The sequence below is a fragment of the Citromicrobium bathyomarinum genome, assembly GCF_021021475.1.
In the GTDB taxonomy this organism is placed as follows: Bacteria; Pseudomonadota; Alphaproteobacteria; order Sphingomonadales; family Sphingomonadaceae; genus Alteriqipengyuania; species Alteriqipengyuania bathyomarina.
On record NZ_JAINWL010000001.1, the window covers coordinates 1,389,673 to 1,403,109 of the forward strand.

A 13,437-nucleotide genomic window follows, 5' to 3' on the forward strand; every position below is an offset into this window, starting at 1 on the left:
CTGGTGGCCTATCCGATAGCGGGGGAAATCAGGAGTTGGGCGAGACGTGGCAAAACGCATCCTTGTTGTCGAGGACAACGATCTCAACCGCAAATTGTTCTGCGATGTGCTGCGCGCCAAGGGCTACGAGGTGCTGGGCTGTGCGGATGGCAATTCGGTGATCGCCTCGGCGCACCAGTTCCGCCCCGATCTGGCGATCATGGACATCCAGCTGCCGCATGTCTCCGGCCTCGACCTGATCGCGCAGATGAAGGCCGATCCCAAGCTCGCGGGCGTGCCCGTGCTCGCGGTGACCGCCTATGCGGGCAAGGGCGACGAAGACCGGATCCGCGCCGCAGGCGCAGAGGATTACCTTGCCAAACCGGTCTCCATCGGGCCCTTCTCGGCCAAGGTTCTCGCGCTGATCGGCGAGTAGCGCCGCCTCGCGAAAGCTTGACAAATCCGGGCCGAAAGCGCTTTGGCGGCCCCTTCCCCAATTCTTCTTAGAGGATGCCCGCGATGGACCGTGCCGAGATCGACCGGCGAATCCGCGACCTGATCGAACCGTTCAACAAGAACGGGGTCACGATTACCGATGCGACCACCTTTCAGGGCGACCTCGAATTCGACAGCCTGACCGTGATGGACTTCGTCGCCGCGATCGAGGACGAGTTCGACATCATCATCTCGATGAACCAGCAGGCCGAGATCGAGACCTATGGCCAGCTGGTCGATGCCGTGAAGAAACTGGTCGACGCAGGGTGATCGCACGATGAGTGAAGGCATCAGCCAGCCGGACGCGCCCGTAGTGCGTGAAGGCCGCGCCAAGGGCGATCTTTTCGCCAAGTTCGACGATCTGATCGCGATGCGCGAAGGCCTGCTCGCCAGCGGGGTGGAAGATCCCTTCAACCTGGTGATGGAAAAGGTCCTCTCGCCCACCCGCGCGATCTGCAACGGGCGCGAGACGATCCTGCTCGGCACCTACAACTACATGGGTATGACCTTCGATCCGGACGTGATCGAGGCGGGCAAGCAGGCGCTGGAGGAATTCGGTAGCGGGACCACCGGCAGCCGCGTGCTCAATGGCACGTATCAGGGCCACAAGGAGTGCGAGGACGCGCTCAAGGAATTTTACGGAATGGACCATGCGATGGTCTTTTCCACCGGCTACCAGGCCAACCTCGGGATCATCTCCACCATCGCCGGCAAGGGCGATTACGTGGTGCTGGATATCGACAGCCATGCCTCGATCTACGATGGCTGCGCAATGGGCCGGGCCGAGATCGTCCCCTTCCGCCACAACGACATCGAGGCGCTCGAAAAGCGGCTGAAGCGCATTCCCGCCGATGCGGGCAAGCTGGTCGTGCTCGAAGGCGTCTATTCGATGCTGGGCGACGTCGCTCCGCTCAAGGAGATGATCCGCGTCTCCAAGGAAGCGGGCGCGATGGTGCTGGTGGACGAAGCGCACTCGATGGGCTTCATCGGCGAGCATGGCCGCGGCGTTGCCGAAGCGCAGGGCGTTCTCGACGATGTCGACTTCGTGATCGGCACCTTCTCGAAGAGCGTGGGCACGGTGGGCGGCTTCTGCGTCTCCAACCACCCCGATTTCGAGATCATGCGGCTGGTGTGCCGCCCCTACGTGTTCACCGCCAGCCTTCCGCCGAGCGTGGTCGCCACCGCCGCGACCAGCATCCGCAAGCTGATGCACGGCGGCAACAAGCGCGCGCACCTGTGGGAGAATTCCCGCACGCTGCACAAGGGACTGAAAGACCTCGGCTTCCAGCTCGGCACCGACGAGCCGCAGAGCGCGATCATCGCCGTCATCATGCCCGACCTGACCAGGGGCGCGCAGATGTGGGAGGCGCTGCTGAAGGAAGGGCTCTACGTCAATCTCGCCCGCCCGCCCGCAACGCCCGCCAACATGACGCTGCTGCGCTGCTCGCTGTGCGCCGAACATAGCGAGGAAGAGGTCGCCACCATCCTCGGCATGTTCGAGCGCGCGGGCAAGGCGACCGGGATTATCTGATCAGCCGGCATCCAGCGCATGGCGCACCGGCTTGATCGGAATGCGCAGATAGGAAACGCCGTTGTCGGTCGCTTCGGGGAAGCGGCCGGCGCGGATATTGACCTGGACCGAGGGTAGCAGCAGCCGCGGCACGGCAAGGTCGCTGTCGCGCGCCTCGCGCATGGCGACGAACTCGTCCTCGCTCACGCCGTCGTGGACGTGCACGCTGCTACGCTTCTGCTCGCCCACGGTGGTCTCCCACGCGTAATCGTCGCGCCCCGGGGCCTTGTAGTCGTGGCACATGAACAGCCGGGTGTCCTCGGGCAGCGCCAGCAGGCGGCGGATCGAGTGGTAGAGCTGGTGCGCATCGCCGCCGGGGAAGTCCGCCCGCGCGGTGCCGAAATCGGGCATGAACAGCGTGTCGCCCACGAACACCGCATCGCCGATCTTGTAGGCGATGTCGGCGGGCGTGTGGCCGGGCACGTGCAGCACCTCGACGGTGAGCGAGCCGATCGCGAAGGTCTCTCCATCGGCGAACAGGTCGTCGAAATCCGATCCGTCGGTCTTGAGGTCGTCCATCCCGAAGACCGGGCGGAAGATCTTCTGCACATCGCGAATATGCGCGCCGATCCCGATTCGCGCGCCGGTCTTGCCCTTGATGAAGGGTGCCGCGCTCAGATGGTCGGCATGGGCGTGGGTTTCGAGCACGCGCTCGATCGTCACGCCTTCCTCTTCGGCGGCGGCAAGGATCGCTTCGGCAGAGCGCACGTCCGCCTCGCCCGAGGCGAGATCGAAGTCGAGCACAGGGTCGATGACTGCGCCCTTCGCCGTGTCCGGATCCCAGACCAGATAGCTGACCGTGTTGGTCGGTTCGTCGAAGAAGGCGCGAATGCGGGGGTTCGTCATGATCAGTCTCCATCGGGCTTGCTGTTGACGCTTGACATATATTAGCGATTGCTTATTTAGCAAGTGCTAATGGAAAACGACACACTTCTCGCCCCCGCAGACCTCGCCACGTTCGAGGCCAATGCATCTTCCGTCGCCGAGCTGCTCAAGGCGCTCGGCAACACCCGTCGCCTGATGGTGATGTGCAAGCTGGCCGAACATGGCGAGATGCGGGTGAACGCGCTGGCCGAGGAGGTCGGCCTGTCCCAGTCCGCGCTCTCGCAGCACCTTGCGAAGATGCGGGCCGAGGGTCTGGTCGACTCCCGGCGCGAGGCGCAGACCGCCTGGTACCGCATCGCCGACCCGCGCTGCCGCACCCTGCTGGCGACCCTTCACGATCTCTATTGTCAGGAGTGACCCCCCATGACTGCTACACCTACGACTTCTACCGCCAACACCCCCAAAACCGTCTCCCCCACCGAGGCACGGCGCATGATGGCCGAAGGCGCAAAACTGGTGGATATTCGCGGGACCGACGAGTTCGCCCGCGCCCGCGCACAGGGTGCCGAGAATCGCCCGCTCGACCAGATCGAGCGGATCGATTGCGACGGCCCGATCGTGTTCATGTGCCGCTCCGGCATGCGGACCGGCAGCAATGCACAGCGGCTCGCCGCGTGCCATGATGGCGAGGCCTTCCTGCTCGAAGGCGGGCTGGAAGGCTGGCGCAAGGCCGACCTGCCGGTGGAGGAAGACCGCAGCCAGCCGATCGAGATCATGCGGCAGGTTCAGATCGCCGCCGGATCGCTGGTGCTGCTGGGCGTGATCCTGGGCCTCACGGTGGCGCCGGGATGGTTCGCGCTGTCGGGCTTTGTGGGCGCAGGGCTGGTCTTCGCTGGCACCACCGGCTGGTGCGGGATGGCGTACCTGCTCGCGATCATGCCGTGGAACCGGCGGGCCGCAGCGGCCTGACGCGATCGATGGACGCGGCCCATATCCTCATCACGCTGCTTTCGGGCGGAGTGATCGGCTTCGTGCTGGGGCTGGTCGGCGGCGGGGGCTCGATCCTCGCCGTCCCGCTGCTGGTCTATGCGGTGGGGATGAAATCGCCGCACATGGCGATCGGCACCGCCGCGGTGGCGGTCGCGCTCAACGCGCTGGTCGGGCTGATCGGCCACGCGCGTGCGGGCAATGTCCGCTGGCAATGCGCGCTCAGCTTCGCGCTCGCCGGGTCGGCGGGTGCGGCGCTGGGCGCGGAGGCGGGCAAGGCCGTCGACGGGGAGAGCCTGCTCGGCCTGTTCGGCGGGCTGATGGTGGTGGTCGCGCTGCTGATGCTGCGCGGTCGCAAGGCGGCGGAGAACCCGCTGGTGCGGATGACGCGCGAGAATGCGAAATCCATGCTCTCGCGCATCCTCCCGATCGGGTTTGGCACCGGGCTGCTCGCCGGTTTCTTCGGGATCGGCGGTGGCTTCCTGATCGTGCCGGGGCTGGTCTTCGCGACCGCGATGCCGCTGTCGCTGGCGATCGGCAGCTCGCTGGTCGCGGTCAGCGCCTTCGGGATCACCACCGCCGGGTCTTACGCGCTTTCGGGCATGGTCGACTGGACGATCGTCGCCTGGCTGGTCGCCGGAGGCATCGGCGGCAGCGTGCTGGGTCGCGGCGCCGGCGCGAAGCTCGCCACGCACAAGCGAGCGCTGGAGATCGGATTTGCGGTGCTGGTCGCGGCCGTCGGCGTGTGGGTGATCGTCAAGTCGCTGGGCTGAGATAGCGCGGAACCGCTGGCCACGCCTTTCGTCTCACAGGGCAGAAGGAGATTCTCTAATGGCGAATATCAGCACTGGCAGCGCAAAGTACGAAGGCTTCGGCAAGGACGGCAAGGGCCACGTCTCGACCGGCTCGGGCGCGCTCAAGGACCAGCCCTACGGCTTCAAGACCCGGTTCGAGGATGAGCCGGGCACCAACCCCGAAGAACTGATCGCAGCCGCGCATGCCAGCTGCTTCACCATGGCGCTGTCGTTCCAGCTGGCGGGCAAGGGCCACTCGGACGGCACGATTGAGACGACCTGCAAGGTCACGCTCGAAAAGGATGGCGAGGGCTTCAAGGTCAGCAAGTCCGCCCTCTCCGTCACCGGCGGCGGCGACGGGCTCGACAAGGCGACGTTCGAGGAATGCGCCAAGACCGCCAAGGAAAACTGCCCGCTGTCCAAGCTGCTCGATACCGAGATCACGCTGGAAACGACGTTCAACGGCTAACCGGCTTCCCCCGTGGGCGGATCGGCGCTGAGCCATCCGCCCACACCCACCGCCAGCATCATTCCCACCAGCTGCGCGGCGATGAAGCCGGGCACGTCGACCGGGGCGATCCCGGCGAAGGTGTCACTGAGCGAGCGGACCACGGTGATCGCGGGATTGGCGAAGCTGGTCGAGCTGGTGAACCAGTAGGCGGCGGTGATGTAGAGCGCGACGCTGGCCGGAACCGACCCGGGCAAGCGCTTCAATGTGACGAGGATGGTGAGCACGAGGCCGAAAGTCGCGATCGCCTCGCCCGCCCATTGGCCAACGCCCGTGCGCGCCTTGGTCGAGAGCTGCAGGATCGGCAGGTCGAACATCAGGTGGACCGCCAGCGCGCCCAGCGCACCCGCCAGCAGCTGGACGAGGATATAGAGCAGCGCAATGCGCACCCGCGTCTCCCCGCGCAGCGCGAAGGCGATGCTGACCGCGGGGTTGAAATGCGCGCCCGAGATCGGCCCCAGCATCGCAATCAGCACGTAGAGGATTGCCCCGGTGGCGATCGTGTTGGCGAGCAGGGCGACCGCAACGTTTCCGTCCATCAGATTTTCCGCCATCACCCCCGAGCCAAGCACGCCGGCGAAGAGGAAGAAGCTGCCGATCGCCTCCGCGGCGAGGCGGCGTGACAGGGCGTGCTCTGCGGGCGGCGCCGCCTCGGCGAGGAGGCTCACAGATCCTCGATGCTGTGGACCGCAGCGCACGGATCGTTTGCGTCGGTTTCGTCACCATGGCCGACCTGGGTCAGCACCAGCACCCCACCGATCACCAGCGCGACGAACGCGGCGGTGACCCACGGAAGATACTTGTCGATGAAGACCTTGATCGGCGCGCCGAAGATGCGGAACAGCAGGCCCACGGTGAAGAAGATCATCCCGCGTCCGACCAGGCTGGCGAGGATGAAGGTGACGATGTTCATGTTCACGAACCCGGCAGAGATCGTCAGCAGCTTGAACGGCACCGGAGTCGATCCGGCGACCACGATCGCCTCCCAGTCGTATTCGCGCAGATAGCAGGCGGCGCGCGGGAAGCTGTCGGTCATCCCGATCACGCCGATCAGCCATTCGCCGACCAGATCGTACAGGCCCCAGCCGATGAAATAGCCGAACAGCCCGCCGACAACCGAGGCGAGCGTGGCGATCACGCCGAAGCGAATCGCCTTCTTCGGCTCTGCCAGACACATCAGGCCCAGCAGCGGGTGCGGCGGGATGGGGAAGAAGCTGGCTTCGACGAAGCAGAAGAACGCGAGCCACCACTGCGCATAGGGATGCGCCGCCTTCTCCATCGTCCAATTGTACAGACCGCGCAGCATTGCCGCTCCCTCCCAGATTTCGCCAGCGCTTAGGCGAGCCGCCCACCCCGCGCAAGCGCGTGCGTGGATCGGATAATTTACCAGATAGGTTATTTGAGCATTGACATCGTGACGCTCTTTGGTTAGAGGTACGGAACATCGCGATGGTGCGGGCGGCAGCGGGATCGACCGCCGTACCAATCGCCAGCCCCCGGGGTCATCATGTCATGACAGAAACACCACTGGGCGCGCCTGCAAGGGCGCGCGCCAAACGCTCGCGCCTGATCGACCGACAGACGGGCGCGCGGGCGGAAGGCCCGGTCAGCACCCACTGGCGGACCTATTTCCTCGAAGCGCTGGCCGCGACCTCCAACGTGTCCGCGTCGGCAAGGGCGGCGGGCGTCTCCCCCAGCCGCGCCTACAAGACCCGGCGCGAACATGCGGACTTCGCCGCCGCATGGCGTGGCGCGCTGTACGAGGGATACGAGCACCTGGAGATGGAAGTGCTGGCAAGCCTGCGCGGCCACGATCCCGACCGCAAGCTCGACATCACCAGCGCAATCCGCCTGCTCGCCGCACACCGCGAGGCCATCGCCACCGAGAGGGCGAAGCGCCACGGGCAGGACGAGGCGGAGGTGTTCGCCTCGCTCGAAGCCAAGCTTGCCACGATCCGCGAGCGCCTCGCCAAGGACGGCGCCGCATCGCAGACCGATGGCGGCGATGGGCGCTGACTGGCTGGGCGACCTGCTCAAACTTGCCCCGGAGGCGCGGCTCGACTGGTACGCCTCGCTGAGCAAAGGAGATGCCCACGCGATCGCCCGCTACTGGCCGCTCTGGGCGCGGGCGGAACAGATGCCGCCGACAAGCGACTGGCACACGTGGCTGATCTGCGCCGGGCGCGGCTTCGGCAAAACGCGGGCGGGTGCCGAATGGGTGCGCATGCTCGCGCGCACTGATCGGCACGCACGGATCGCGCTGGTCGGTGCCTCTCTGGCCGAGGTGCGCAGCGTCATGATCGAAGGGGAGAGCGGCATCCTCGCGGTGTCGCCGCCGGATTATGCTCCGCAATGGGAGCCGAGCCTGCGGCGGCTCTCGTGGCCTGGCGGCGCGCGCGGCTATTGCTACTCCGCCGCCGAGCCCGAATCCTTGCGCGGTCCGCAGCACAGCCACGCGTGGTGCGACGAGATCGCCAAGTGGGACAATGCAGGCGAGCGGGCCACGGCGGCGTGGGACAACCTGCAGATGGGCCTGCGCCTGGGTGGGCACCCCCGCGTGGCTGCGACCACCACGCCGCGCGCCGTCCCGCTGGTCCGGCGATTGCTGGAGGAGGCCGAAACCGGCGACGTCGCGGTGACGCGCGGGACGACATGGGACAACGAGGGCAACCTCCCCACCCGCTTCGTGAACCGGATGCGCCGCCAGTTCGGCAGCACCACGCTGGGGCGGCAGGAACTGGACGGCGAACTGCTGACCGACATCGAAGGCGCGCTGTGGACCCGCGCCATGCTGGAGATGTGCCGCACCACTCCCCCTCTCCTTCAGGGGATGGGGTCGGGGGAACGGGCTGCGACCGAGACCAACGGTCTCACCCGCATCGTCATAGGCGTAGATCCCCCCGCCAGCGCCCACGGCGACGCCTGCGGGATAGTAGTCTGCGGCATCGACGACGAAGCGCTCGCCACCGTCTTCGCCGACGAAAGCTTAGAGCGCGCCTCGCCCGAGAAATGGGCGCGAGCCGTCGCGCGAGCCGCCGAGAAGTGGGAGGCCGACCGCGTCATCGCCGAGGCTAACCAGGGCGGCGCGATGGTCGAAAGCGTGCTGCGCGCGGCGGATGTGTCGCTGCCGGTCAAGCTGGTCCACGCCAGCCGAGGCAAAGCCGCCCGCGCCGAACCGGTCGCCGCGCTCTACGAAGCAGGCCGCGTGCACCACGCCGGGCTGTTCGCGAAGCTGGAGGACCAGCTGTGCGGGCTCACGATCGGTGGAGGATACGAAGGCCCGGGCCGCTCCCCCGACCGCGCCGACGCGCTGGTCTGGGCGCTGACCGAACTGATGCTGGGGCGCAGCGGGAGGCCGCGGGTGCGGGGGATGTGAAAGAGCCTACCTCGGAGCTAGCCCTTCAGACCTTCCACACACGTCCGGAACGCCTTGAACTCGGGAATGTCCTCGCTCGTGTCCGCCTCAATGCGCTGCGCCGTTCCGCCGACCGCGTAGGAGAAGCGCCCGGGCGTCTCGCTCAGCATCCATGCGAGGTCGTCCACGCTCATGTCGGCGATGTAGCCCTGGGCGTAGTCGCCCGCGAAGCCGTCGCGGTAGGTCACCGGGCCGCCGGTCGAGAAGTCGAGACGCATGTAGAAATAGCCTTCGCGCTCGCGTCCGGGCGTGTCGACCGCGGCCTTGAACATGAGGCCGATGATCGCCGAACCGTCCGTATCGGCGCGCATCAGCAGCGCCTTGGCCCCATTGCCCACCTCGATGCGGCACGTGGCATCGGAGACCTCGACCACGCGGTTCTGCGCGAGCGCAGGCTGGGCCATGGCCGCTCCAGCCATCGCTGCCAGAACGATTGATAGACCTAATTTCATCGCTTCCCCCTTTCGGGCCAACCGCCCGGGGGGCTGCCTGATCCCGGGAGACGCCATGTCCATGTTTACCGACCTGATCTCCGCCTTCAAGGGCGGGGGGAGCGCCCGTGTGCCTATTGCACGCGGGTTCGTTTCGCCCTGGGCCTCGGCGTTCGAGGCGCGCGGGGCCGCCGCTCCGCCGTTCGACTATGCGACCAGTCTGGAGGCGGGCTATGCCTCCAACCCCGTCGCGCAGCGGGCGGTGCGAATCGTGGCCGAGGGCGTCGGGGCCGCACCCGTTTCCACCGATGCGTACGAGCTGCTCGCTCTGGTCACCGCGCCCAGCGCGGGCCAATCGTTGGTCGAGACCATCGCCGCCCACCTGCTGCTGCACGGCAATGCCTTTATCCAGATCCTGAAGGACGCGAGCGGTAAGCCGGTCGAGCTGTTCGCGCTGCGGCCCGAGCGGGTGGCGATCCGCCAGCGCGCCGATGGCTGGCCCGAAGCCTTCGCCTATCATCTCGGTGCGCAGACGCATGTGATCCCGCTGGAGGACGAGGATGGCTGGCCCGAGCTGATCCACCTCAAATGCCTCAACCCCGGCGACGATCACTATGGCGCGGGCGCCTTGAGCGCCGCCGCGCAGGCGATCGCGATTCACAACGCGGCGAGCCGCTGGAATCACGCCCTGCTGGAGAATGCCGCGCGGCCCTCTGGCGCGCTGGTCTACCAGCCGGGCGACGGACAGGGGCTGACGACGGACCAGTTCGAGCGATTGAAGGCCGAACTCGCCAGCGCCTTCCAGGGCAACGGCAATGCCGGGCGGCCGATGCTGCTCGAAGGCGGGCTCAGCTGGCAGAGCATGGCGCTGAGCCCTGCGGACATGGACTTCGCCACGCTGAAAGCAGCGGCGGCGCGCGACATTGCGCTTGCCTTCGGGGTGCCGCCGATGCTGCTCGGCCTGCCGGGCGACAACACCTATTCCAATTACCGCGAGGCCAACCGCGCGCTGTGGCGCCTCACCCTCCTGCCGCTGGCGGACAAGATCTTCGGCGGGATCGCTGCCGGGATGGCGCCGTGGTTCTCCGATGCGCAGATCGCCGTGGATCTCGACCGGGTGCCCGCGCTGTCCGAAGACCGCGAGCGGCTGTGGAAGCAGGTGAGCGAGGCGGATTTCCTCACGCCCGAGGAACGCCGCGCAATGCTCGGCCTCGCCCCGCAGGAGGACCGGTCATGACCACCGAAGACATGCTCACCGCGCTGCTCTCGCAGGCGCGGGCCGAGGGCGCGGAGCTGGTCACGCTGCGCGCGATTGCCGAGGAAGCGGGCGAGCTGGGCGCGGCGCGCGCGCTCGCCCGGATCGGCCTGTCGGACGAGGCTGCCTCGGGCGATATCGACGAGCTGCGCGAGCTGCTGCAGGCCTGGCGCGATGCCAAGGCGAGCGCGTGGAAGGCCGCGATCGAGTGGCTGGTGCGCGGCGTGTTCGCCGCGCTGCTGGTCGGTATCGCGGTGCGGCTCGGTGTCGCGGAGCTGGTCCGATGAGGATCGCCGGCTATGCCGCGCTGTTCGACATTGCCGATGCCGCGCGCGACACCATCCGCCCCGGTGCCTTTGCCGCCACTCTGGCACAGCGCCGCGATCCCCTGCCGCTGCTGTGGCAGCACGACCCGCGCCAGCGGATCGGCTGGGTCGAGCGGATCGGCGAGGATGCGCGCGGCCTGCGCGTGGTCGCCGCGATCGACCGGCCCGCCAGCCGCGCGGCTGCTCTGCTGGCAGCCCGCGCGGTGTCCGGTCTCAGCTTCGGGTTCCGCGCGCGGTCGGCGCATAGCGGACCGCAGGGGCGCGAGCTGATCGCGCTCGACCTGATCGAGATCAGCCTCGTCACCCACCCGCTCCAGCATGGCGCGCGGGTGCATCTGGTCGCCTGACTTTCCCAGACCCCCGTCAAACCTCGCCTGCCCCACCCCAACCCCCTCCCCTGCAAGGAGAGGGGGCCTTTCCCGTGCCCAACGAAAGAGAGACTGCCATCATGGACATGCCCCTTCCCAACACCGCGCCCATTGCCCCGGCCGACGCGGACGCCACCGCGATCGACGCCAGCTTCGACATCGTCGCCCGACAGGACCGGGTCGAGCAGCAGGTCGAGGGCCTGCGCAGCGAAGTCGAGGAGGTGAAGCTGCGGGTCGACCGCATCGCCCAAGGCGCACAGCGCGCGGCGCAGCGCCCCGCACTTGCCGCCACCAGTGCCGCCCAGACCGAGGTGAAGGGCTTCGTCGATGGCTATCTGCGCCGCGGCAATACGCATGAGATCAAATCGATCTCCGGCACCAGCCCAAGCGATGGCGGCTATGCCGTGCCGCGTCAGATCGACGCGATGATCGCCCGCCAGCTGACCGAAATCAGCCCGATCCGCGCGCTGGCACAGGTCGTCCAGACCGGCAGCGCGGGCTATCGCAAACTGGTCGCCACCGGCGGCACCGCCAGCGGGTGGGCGGGCGAGACGGCCGAGCGGCCCGAGACCGACACGCCCAGCTTTGCCGAAATCGCCCCGCCCAGCGGCGACCTCTACGCCAACCCGGCGGCGAGCCAGGCGATGCTCGACGACGCAGGCTTCGATCTGGAATCCTGGCTGTCGAGCGAGATCGCGATGGAGTTCGCCCGCGCCGAAGGTGCCGCCTTCGTGAACGGCTCCGGCACCAACCAGCCCAAGGGCTTCCTCAAGGCCCCCACCAGCACGCTGGGCGATGCGGCGCGTGCCTTCGGCAGTGTGCAATATGTCGGCACCGGCGATGCGACCGGCTTCGGCACCGATCCGGAAGAAAAGCTGATCGACCTGGTTCACACGATGAAGGCGGGCCACCGCCAGGGCGCGAGCTTCGTGATGAACTCGACCACGCTGGCCGAGGTGCGCAAGCTCAAGACCAGCGACGGCGCATTCCTGTGGCAGCCCGGCCTGATCGAGGGCCAGCCGGACCGGCTGCTGGGCTATCCGGTGGTCGAAGCGGAAGACATGCCGGATATTGCGGGCGGCGAATATCCGATCGCCTTCGGTAATTTCCGCCACGGCTATCTGATCGCGGAACGCAGCGCAACGCAGGTGCTGCGCGATCCCTTCACCAACAAGCCCTTCGTCCACTTCTACGCGACCAAGCGGATCGGCGGGCAGGTGCTCGACAGCGCAGCGATCAAGCTGCTGCGGATCGAGGCCTGACGCCAAGCGGCGCGGGCGGGCTCTTCCCGCAACCGCGCCGCCGCGCCCGCGTCGGCTCCCCCCATTCCCCCGGCCGACGCGGGCGCCTTTTTCACGACGATCATTTCAGGAGACCGCCATGATACGCACGGTGCTGGCGACCGGCGATCTCGCGCCCGCGCTGGCCGAGCTCAAGCATTGGCTCGGCATCTCACGCTCGGCCGACGACGCGCAGCTGACCGGCCTGATCGGGGCCGCGCTGGAGGCGTGCGAGCGGTTCACCACCCTCACCCCGATCGCCTCGACCATCGAGGTGGTGATGGAGGCGAGCCATGAATGGACGCGGCTTGCCAGCCGACCGATCGCGCGGCTCACGAAGATCGAGCGGCTCGCCAATGACGGCACCCGCACCGCCCTGGGCGAGGAGGATTACGACCTGCATCTGGCAGGCGACGGCTCGGCTCAATTGCGGCTGCGCAGCGGCCCTTACCTGAGCCGCGTCGTGGTCACGCTGGAGACGGGCCTTGCACCCGACTGGCCCGGTCTGCCCGATGGCCTGCGCCACGGCATCCTGCGCTTCGCCGCCTTCCTCCATCGCGAGGGAGAGGCTGCGGGCGGCGAGCCACCCGCCGCGATCGCGGCGCTGTGGCGGCCCTGGCGCGTGCTGAGGCTGGCGTGATGGCCGGGATGATCCGCGTGCGGATGCCCGCGCTCGACCGGCTGGCCCATGCGCTGGAGCGGCGGGCGCTCAAGCGCCTCGAGAACCGCGCCCGGAAGCTGGGCGGCGATCCTTGGCGCTCGCCCGACCGGCTCTGGCCTCATTTCGGAGACGACTGATGGAAACCCGGCTGCGCGCCGCGCTGCTCGATCACCTGCGCGCCGATCCGGCGCTGATGGACGCGATCAATCTGGTCGACGAGGCGGAGGTGGAGCGCGCCTCGCCCCCGTGGCTCGCACTGGTCGCCTCCGCCTCGACCGACTGGGGCACCAAGACCGAGGCCGGGCGCGAGGTGCGCATCGCGCTCGAACTGCGGCTGCACGGCGACGATCCGGCGAGCGGCGGGGACATCGCCGCACGGGTCGATGCCCGCACGCTCGCCCTGCCCGCGCAGCAGTCCGGGTTCCGCGTGGTCAGCGCCACATTCCTGCGCGGACGCGCCGAACGCCGCCCGCTCAACGCCCGCGCATTGCTGCGCGAATACCGTTTCCGCCTCCTCGCTTCCGACTGATCCCGAAAGGACAT

General features: G+C 67.8%; 20 protein-coding genes. 16 read left to right on the forward strand and 4 right to left on the reverse strand.

Annotated features, from left to right (window positions below; all coding sequences use genetic code 11):
• Positions 1 to 46 precede the first annotated feature (46 nt).
• The 3 genes from K7H93_RS06945 to spt all read left to right on the forward strand — a co-directional run bounded on the left by K7H93_RS06945 (position 47) and on the right by spt (position 2,005).
• Positions 47 to 415 (forward strand): response regulator, encoded by a 369-nt coding sequence (locus tag K7H93_RS06945; protein WP_010239815.1) that lies wholly within the window; start codon positions 47 to 49, stop codon positions 413 to 415.
• An 83-nt stretch (positions 416 to 498) separates the two neighbouring features.
• Complete coding sequence (locus tag K7H93_RS06950; protein WP_029140632.1) at positions 499 to 744, forward strand: acyl carrier protein; 246 nt, start codon at positions 499 to 501, stop codon at positions 742 to 744.
• Between the two features lie 7 nt (positions 745 to 751).
• Complete coding sequence (spt, locus tag K7H93_RS06955) at positions 752 to 2,005, forward strand: serine palmitoyltransferase (protein ID WP_226664407.1); 1,254 nt, start codon at positions 752 to 754, stop codon at positions 2,003 to 2,005.
• On the opposite strand, the gene K7H93_RS06960 is transcribed toward spt, so the two are convergent.
• Positions 2,006 to 2,890, reverse strand: coding sequence for an MBL fold metallo-hydrolase (locus K7H93_RS06960; RefSeq protein WP_230783005.1), 885 nt, complete (start codon positions 2,888 to 2,890; stop codon positions 2,006 to 2,008).
• Between the two features lie 69 nt (positions 2,891 to 2,959).
• On the opposite strand from K7H93_RS06960, the gene K7H93_RS06965 reads away from it, so the two are divergent.
• The 4 genes from K7H93_RS06965 to K7H93_RS06980 are packed head-to-tail and all read left to right on the forward strand — an operon-like array spanning position 2,960 to position 5,119.
• Positions 2,960 to 3,286: an ArsR/SmtB family transcription factor gene (locus K7H93_RS06965; RefSeq protein ID WP_010239803.1), complete on the forward strand. Its 327-nt coding sequence runs from the start codon at positions 2,960 to 2,962 to the stop codon at positions 3,284 to 3,286.
• A gap of 6 nt (positions 3,287 to 3,292) precedes the next feature.
• Entirely contained in the window at positions 3,293 to 3,838 is a 546-nt protein-coding gene (locus K7H93_RS06970; RefSeq protein ID WP_230783006.1) for a rhodanese family protein, read from the forward strand.
• Between the two features lie 8 nt (positions 3,839 to 3,846).
• Positions 3,847 to 4,629: a sulfite exporter TauE/SafE family protein gene (locus K7H93_RS06975; RefSeq protein ID WP_230783172.1), complete on the forward strand. Its 783-nt coding sequence runs from the start codon at positions 3,847 to 3,849 to the stop codon at positions 4,627 to 4,629.
• A gap of 58 nt (positions 4,630 to 4,687) precedes the next feature.
• On the forward strand, positions 4,688 to 5,119 hold the full coding sequence (locus tag K7H93_RS06980; RefSeq protein WP_230783007.1) for an OsmC family protein: 432 nt from the start codon (positions 4,688 to 4,690) through the stop codon (positions 5,117 to 5,119).
• On the opposite strand, the gene K7H93_RS06985 is transcribed toward K7H93_RS06980, so the two are convergent.
• On the reverse strand, positions 5,116 to 5,826 hold the full coding sequence (locus K7H93_RS06985; protein ID WP_420840375.1) for an aquaporin: 711 nt from the start codon (positions 5,824 to 5,826) through the stop codon (positions 5,116 to 5,118). The two genes, K7H93_RS06980 and K7H93_RS06985, sit on opposite strands and share 4 nt — an antisense overlap.
• On the reverse strand, positions 5,823 to 6,464 hold the full coding sequence (locus K7H93_RS06990; RefSeq protein ID WP_029140627.1) for a YqaA family protein: 642 nt from the start codon (positions 6,462 to 6,464) through the stop codon (positions 5,823 to 5,825). Before K7H93_RS06990 ends, K7H93_RS06985 begins: the two co-directional genes overlap by 4 nt.
• A 206-nt stretch (positions 6,465 to 6,670) precedes the next feature.
• Between K7H93_RS06990 and K7H93_RS06995 the strand changes: the two genes are divergently transcribed.
• Complete coding sequence (locus K7H93_RS06995; protein WP_230783008.1) at positions 6,671 to 7,174, forward strand: hypothetical protein; 504 nt, start codon at positions 6,671 to 6,673, stop codon at positions 7,172 to 7,174.
• Complete coding sequence (locus K7H93_RS07000) at positions 7,164 to 8,534, forward strand: DNA-packaging protein (RefSeq protein WP_230783174.1); 1,371 nt, start codon at positions 7,164 to 7,166, stop codon at positions 8,532 to 8,534. Before K7H93_RS06995 ends, K7H93_RS07000 begins: the two co-directional genes overlap by 11 nt.
• Positions 8,535 to 8,551: 17 nt before the next feature.
• Here K7H93_RS07000 and K7H93_RS07005 read toward each other — a convergent pair whose 3' ends face one another.
• Positions 8,552 to 8,977, reverse strand: a complete 426-nt coding sequence (locus tag K7H93_RS07005; RefSeq protein ID WP_230783009.1) for a hypothetical protein — start codon at positions 8,975 to 8,977, stop codon at positions 8,552 to 8,554.
• Positions 8,978 to 9,080: 103 nt separating this feature from the next.
• Between K7H93_RS07005 and K7H93_RS07010 the strand changes: the two genes are divergently transcribed.
• From K7H93_RS07010 to gp17, 7 genes are all read left to right on the forward strand, one after another.
• Positions 9,081 to 10,241 carry a phage portal protein gene (locus K7H93_RS07010; protein WP_230783010.1) on the forward strand — a complete coding sequence of 387 codons (1,161 nt, stop codon included), beginning with the start codon at positions 9,081 to 9,083 and terminating at the stop codon, positions 10,239 to 10,241.
• Positions 10,238 to 10,546, forward strand: coding sequence for a DUF6127 family protein (locus K7H93_RS07015; protein ID WP_010239774.1), 309 nt, complete (start codon positions 10,238 to 10,240; stop codon positions 10,544 to 10,546). The genes K7H93_RS07010 and K7H93_RS07015 overlap by 4 nt, the downstream gene beginning before the upstream one ends.
• A complete protein-coding gene (locus K7H93_RS07020) occupies positions 10,543 to 10,932 on the forward strand; it encodes an HK97 family phage prohead protease (RefSeq protein WP_230783011.1) in 390 nt (129 codons plus the stop codon). Before K7H93_RS07015 ends, K7H93_RS07020 begins: the two co-directional genes overlap by 4 nt.
• A 107-nt stretch (positions 10,933 to 11,039) precedes the next feature.
• Entirely contained in the window at positions 11,040 to 12,215 is a 1,176-nt protein-coding gene (locus K7H93_RS07025; RefSeq protein WP_230783175.1) for a phage major capsid protein, read from the forward strand.
• A gap of 118 nt (positions 12,216 to 12,333) precedes the next feature.
• Entirely contained in the window at positions 12,334 to 12,873 is a 540-nt protein-coding gene (locus tag K7H93_RS07030; RefSeq protein WP_230783012.1) for a head-tail connector protein, read from the forward strand.
• Positions 12,873 to 13,031, forward strand: a complete 159-nt coding sequence (locus tag K7H93_RS07035; RefSeq protein ID WP_226664385.1) for a hypothetical protein — start codon at positions 12,873 to 12,875, stop codon at positions 13,029 to 13,031. Before K7H93_RS07030 ends, K7H93_RS07035 begins: the two co-directional genes overlap by 1 nt.
• Positions 13,031 to 13,423, forward strand: a complete 393-nt coding sequence (gp17, locus tag K7H93_RS07040; RefSeq protein ID WP_230783013.1) for a tail completion protein gp17 — start codon at positions 13,031 to 13,033, stop codon at positions 13,421 to 13,423. Before K7H93_RS07035 ends, gp17 begins: the two co-directional genes overlap by 1 nt.
• The last annotated feature ends 14 nt before the right edge of the window (positions 13,424 to 13,437 follow it).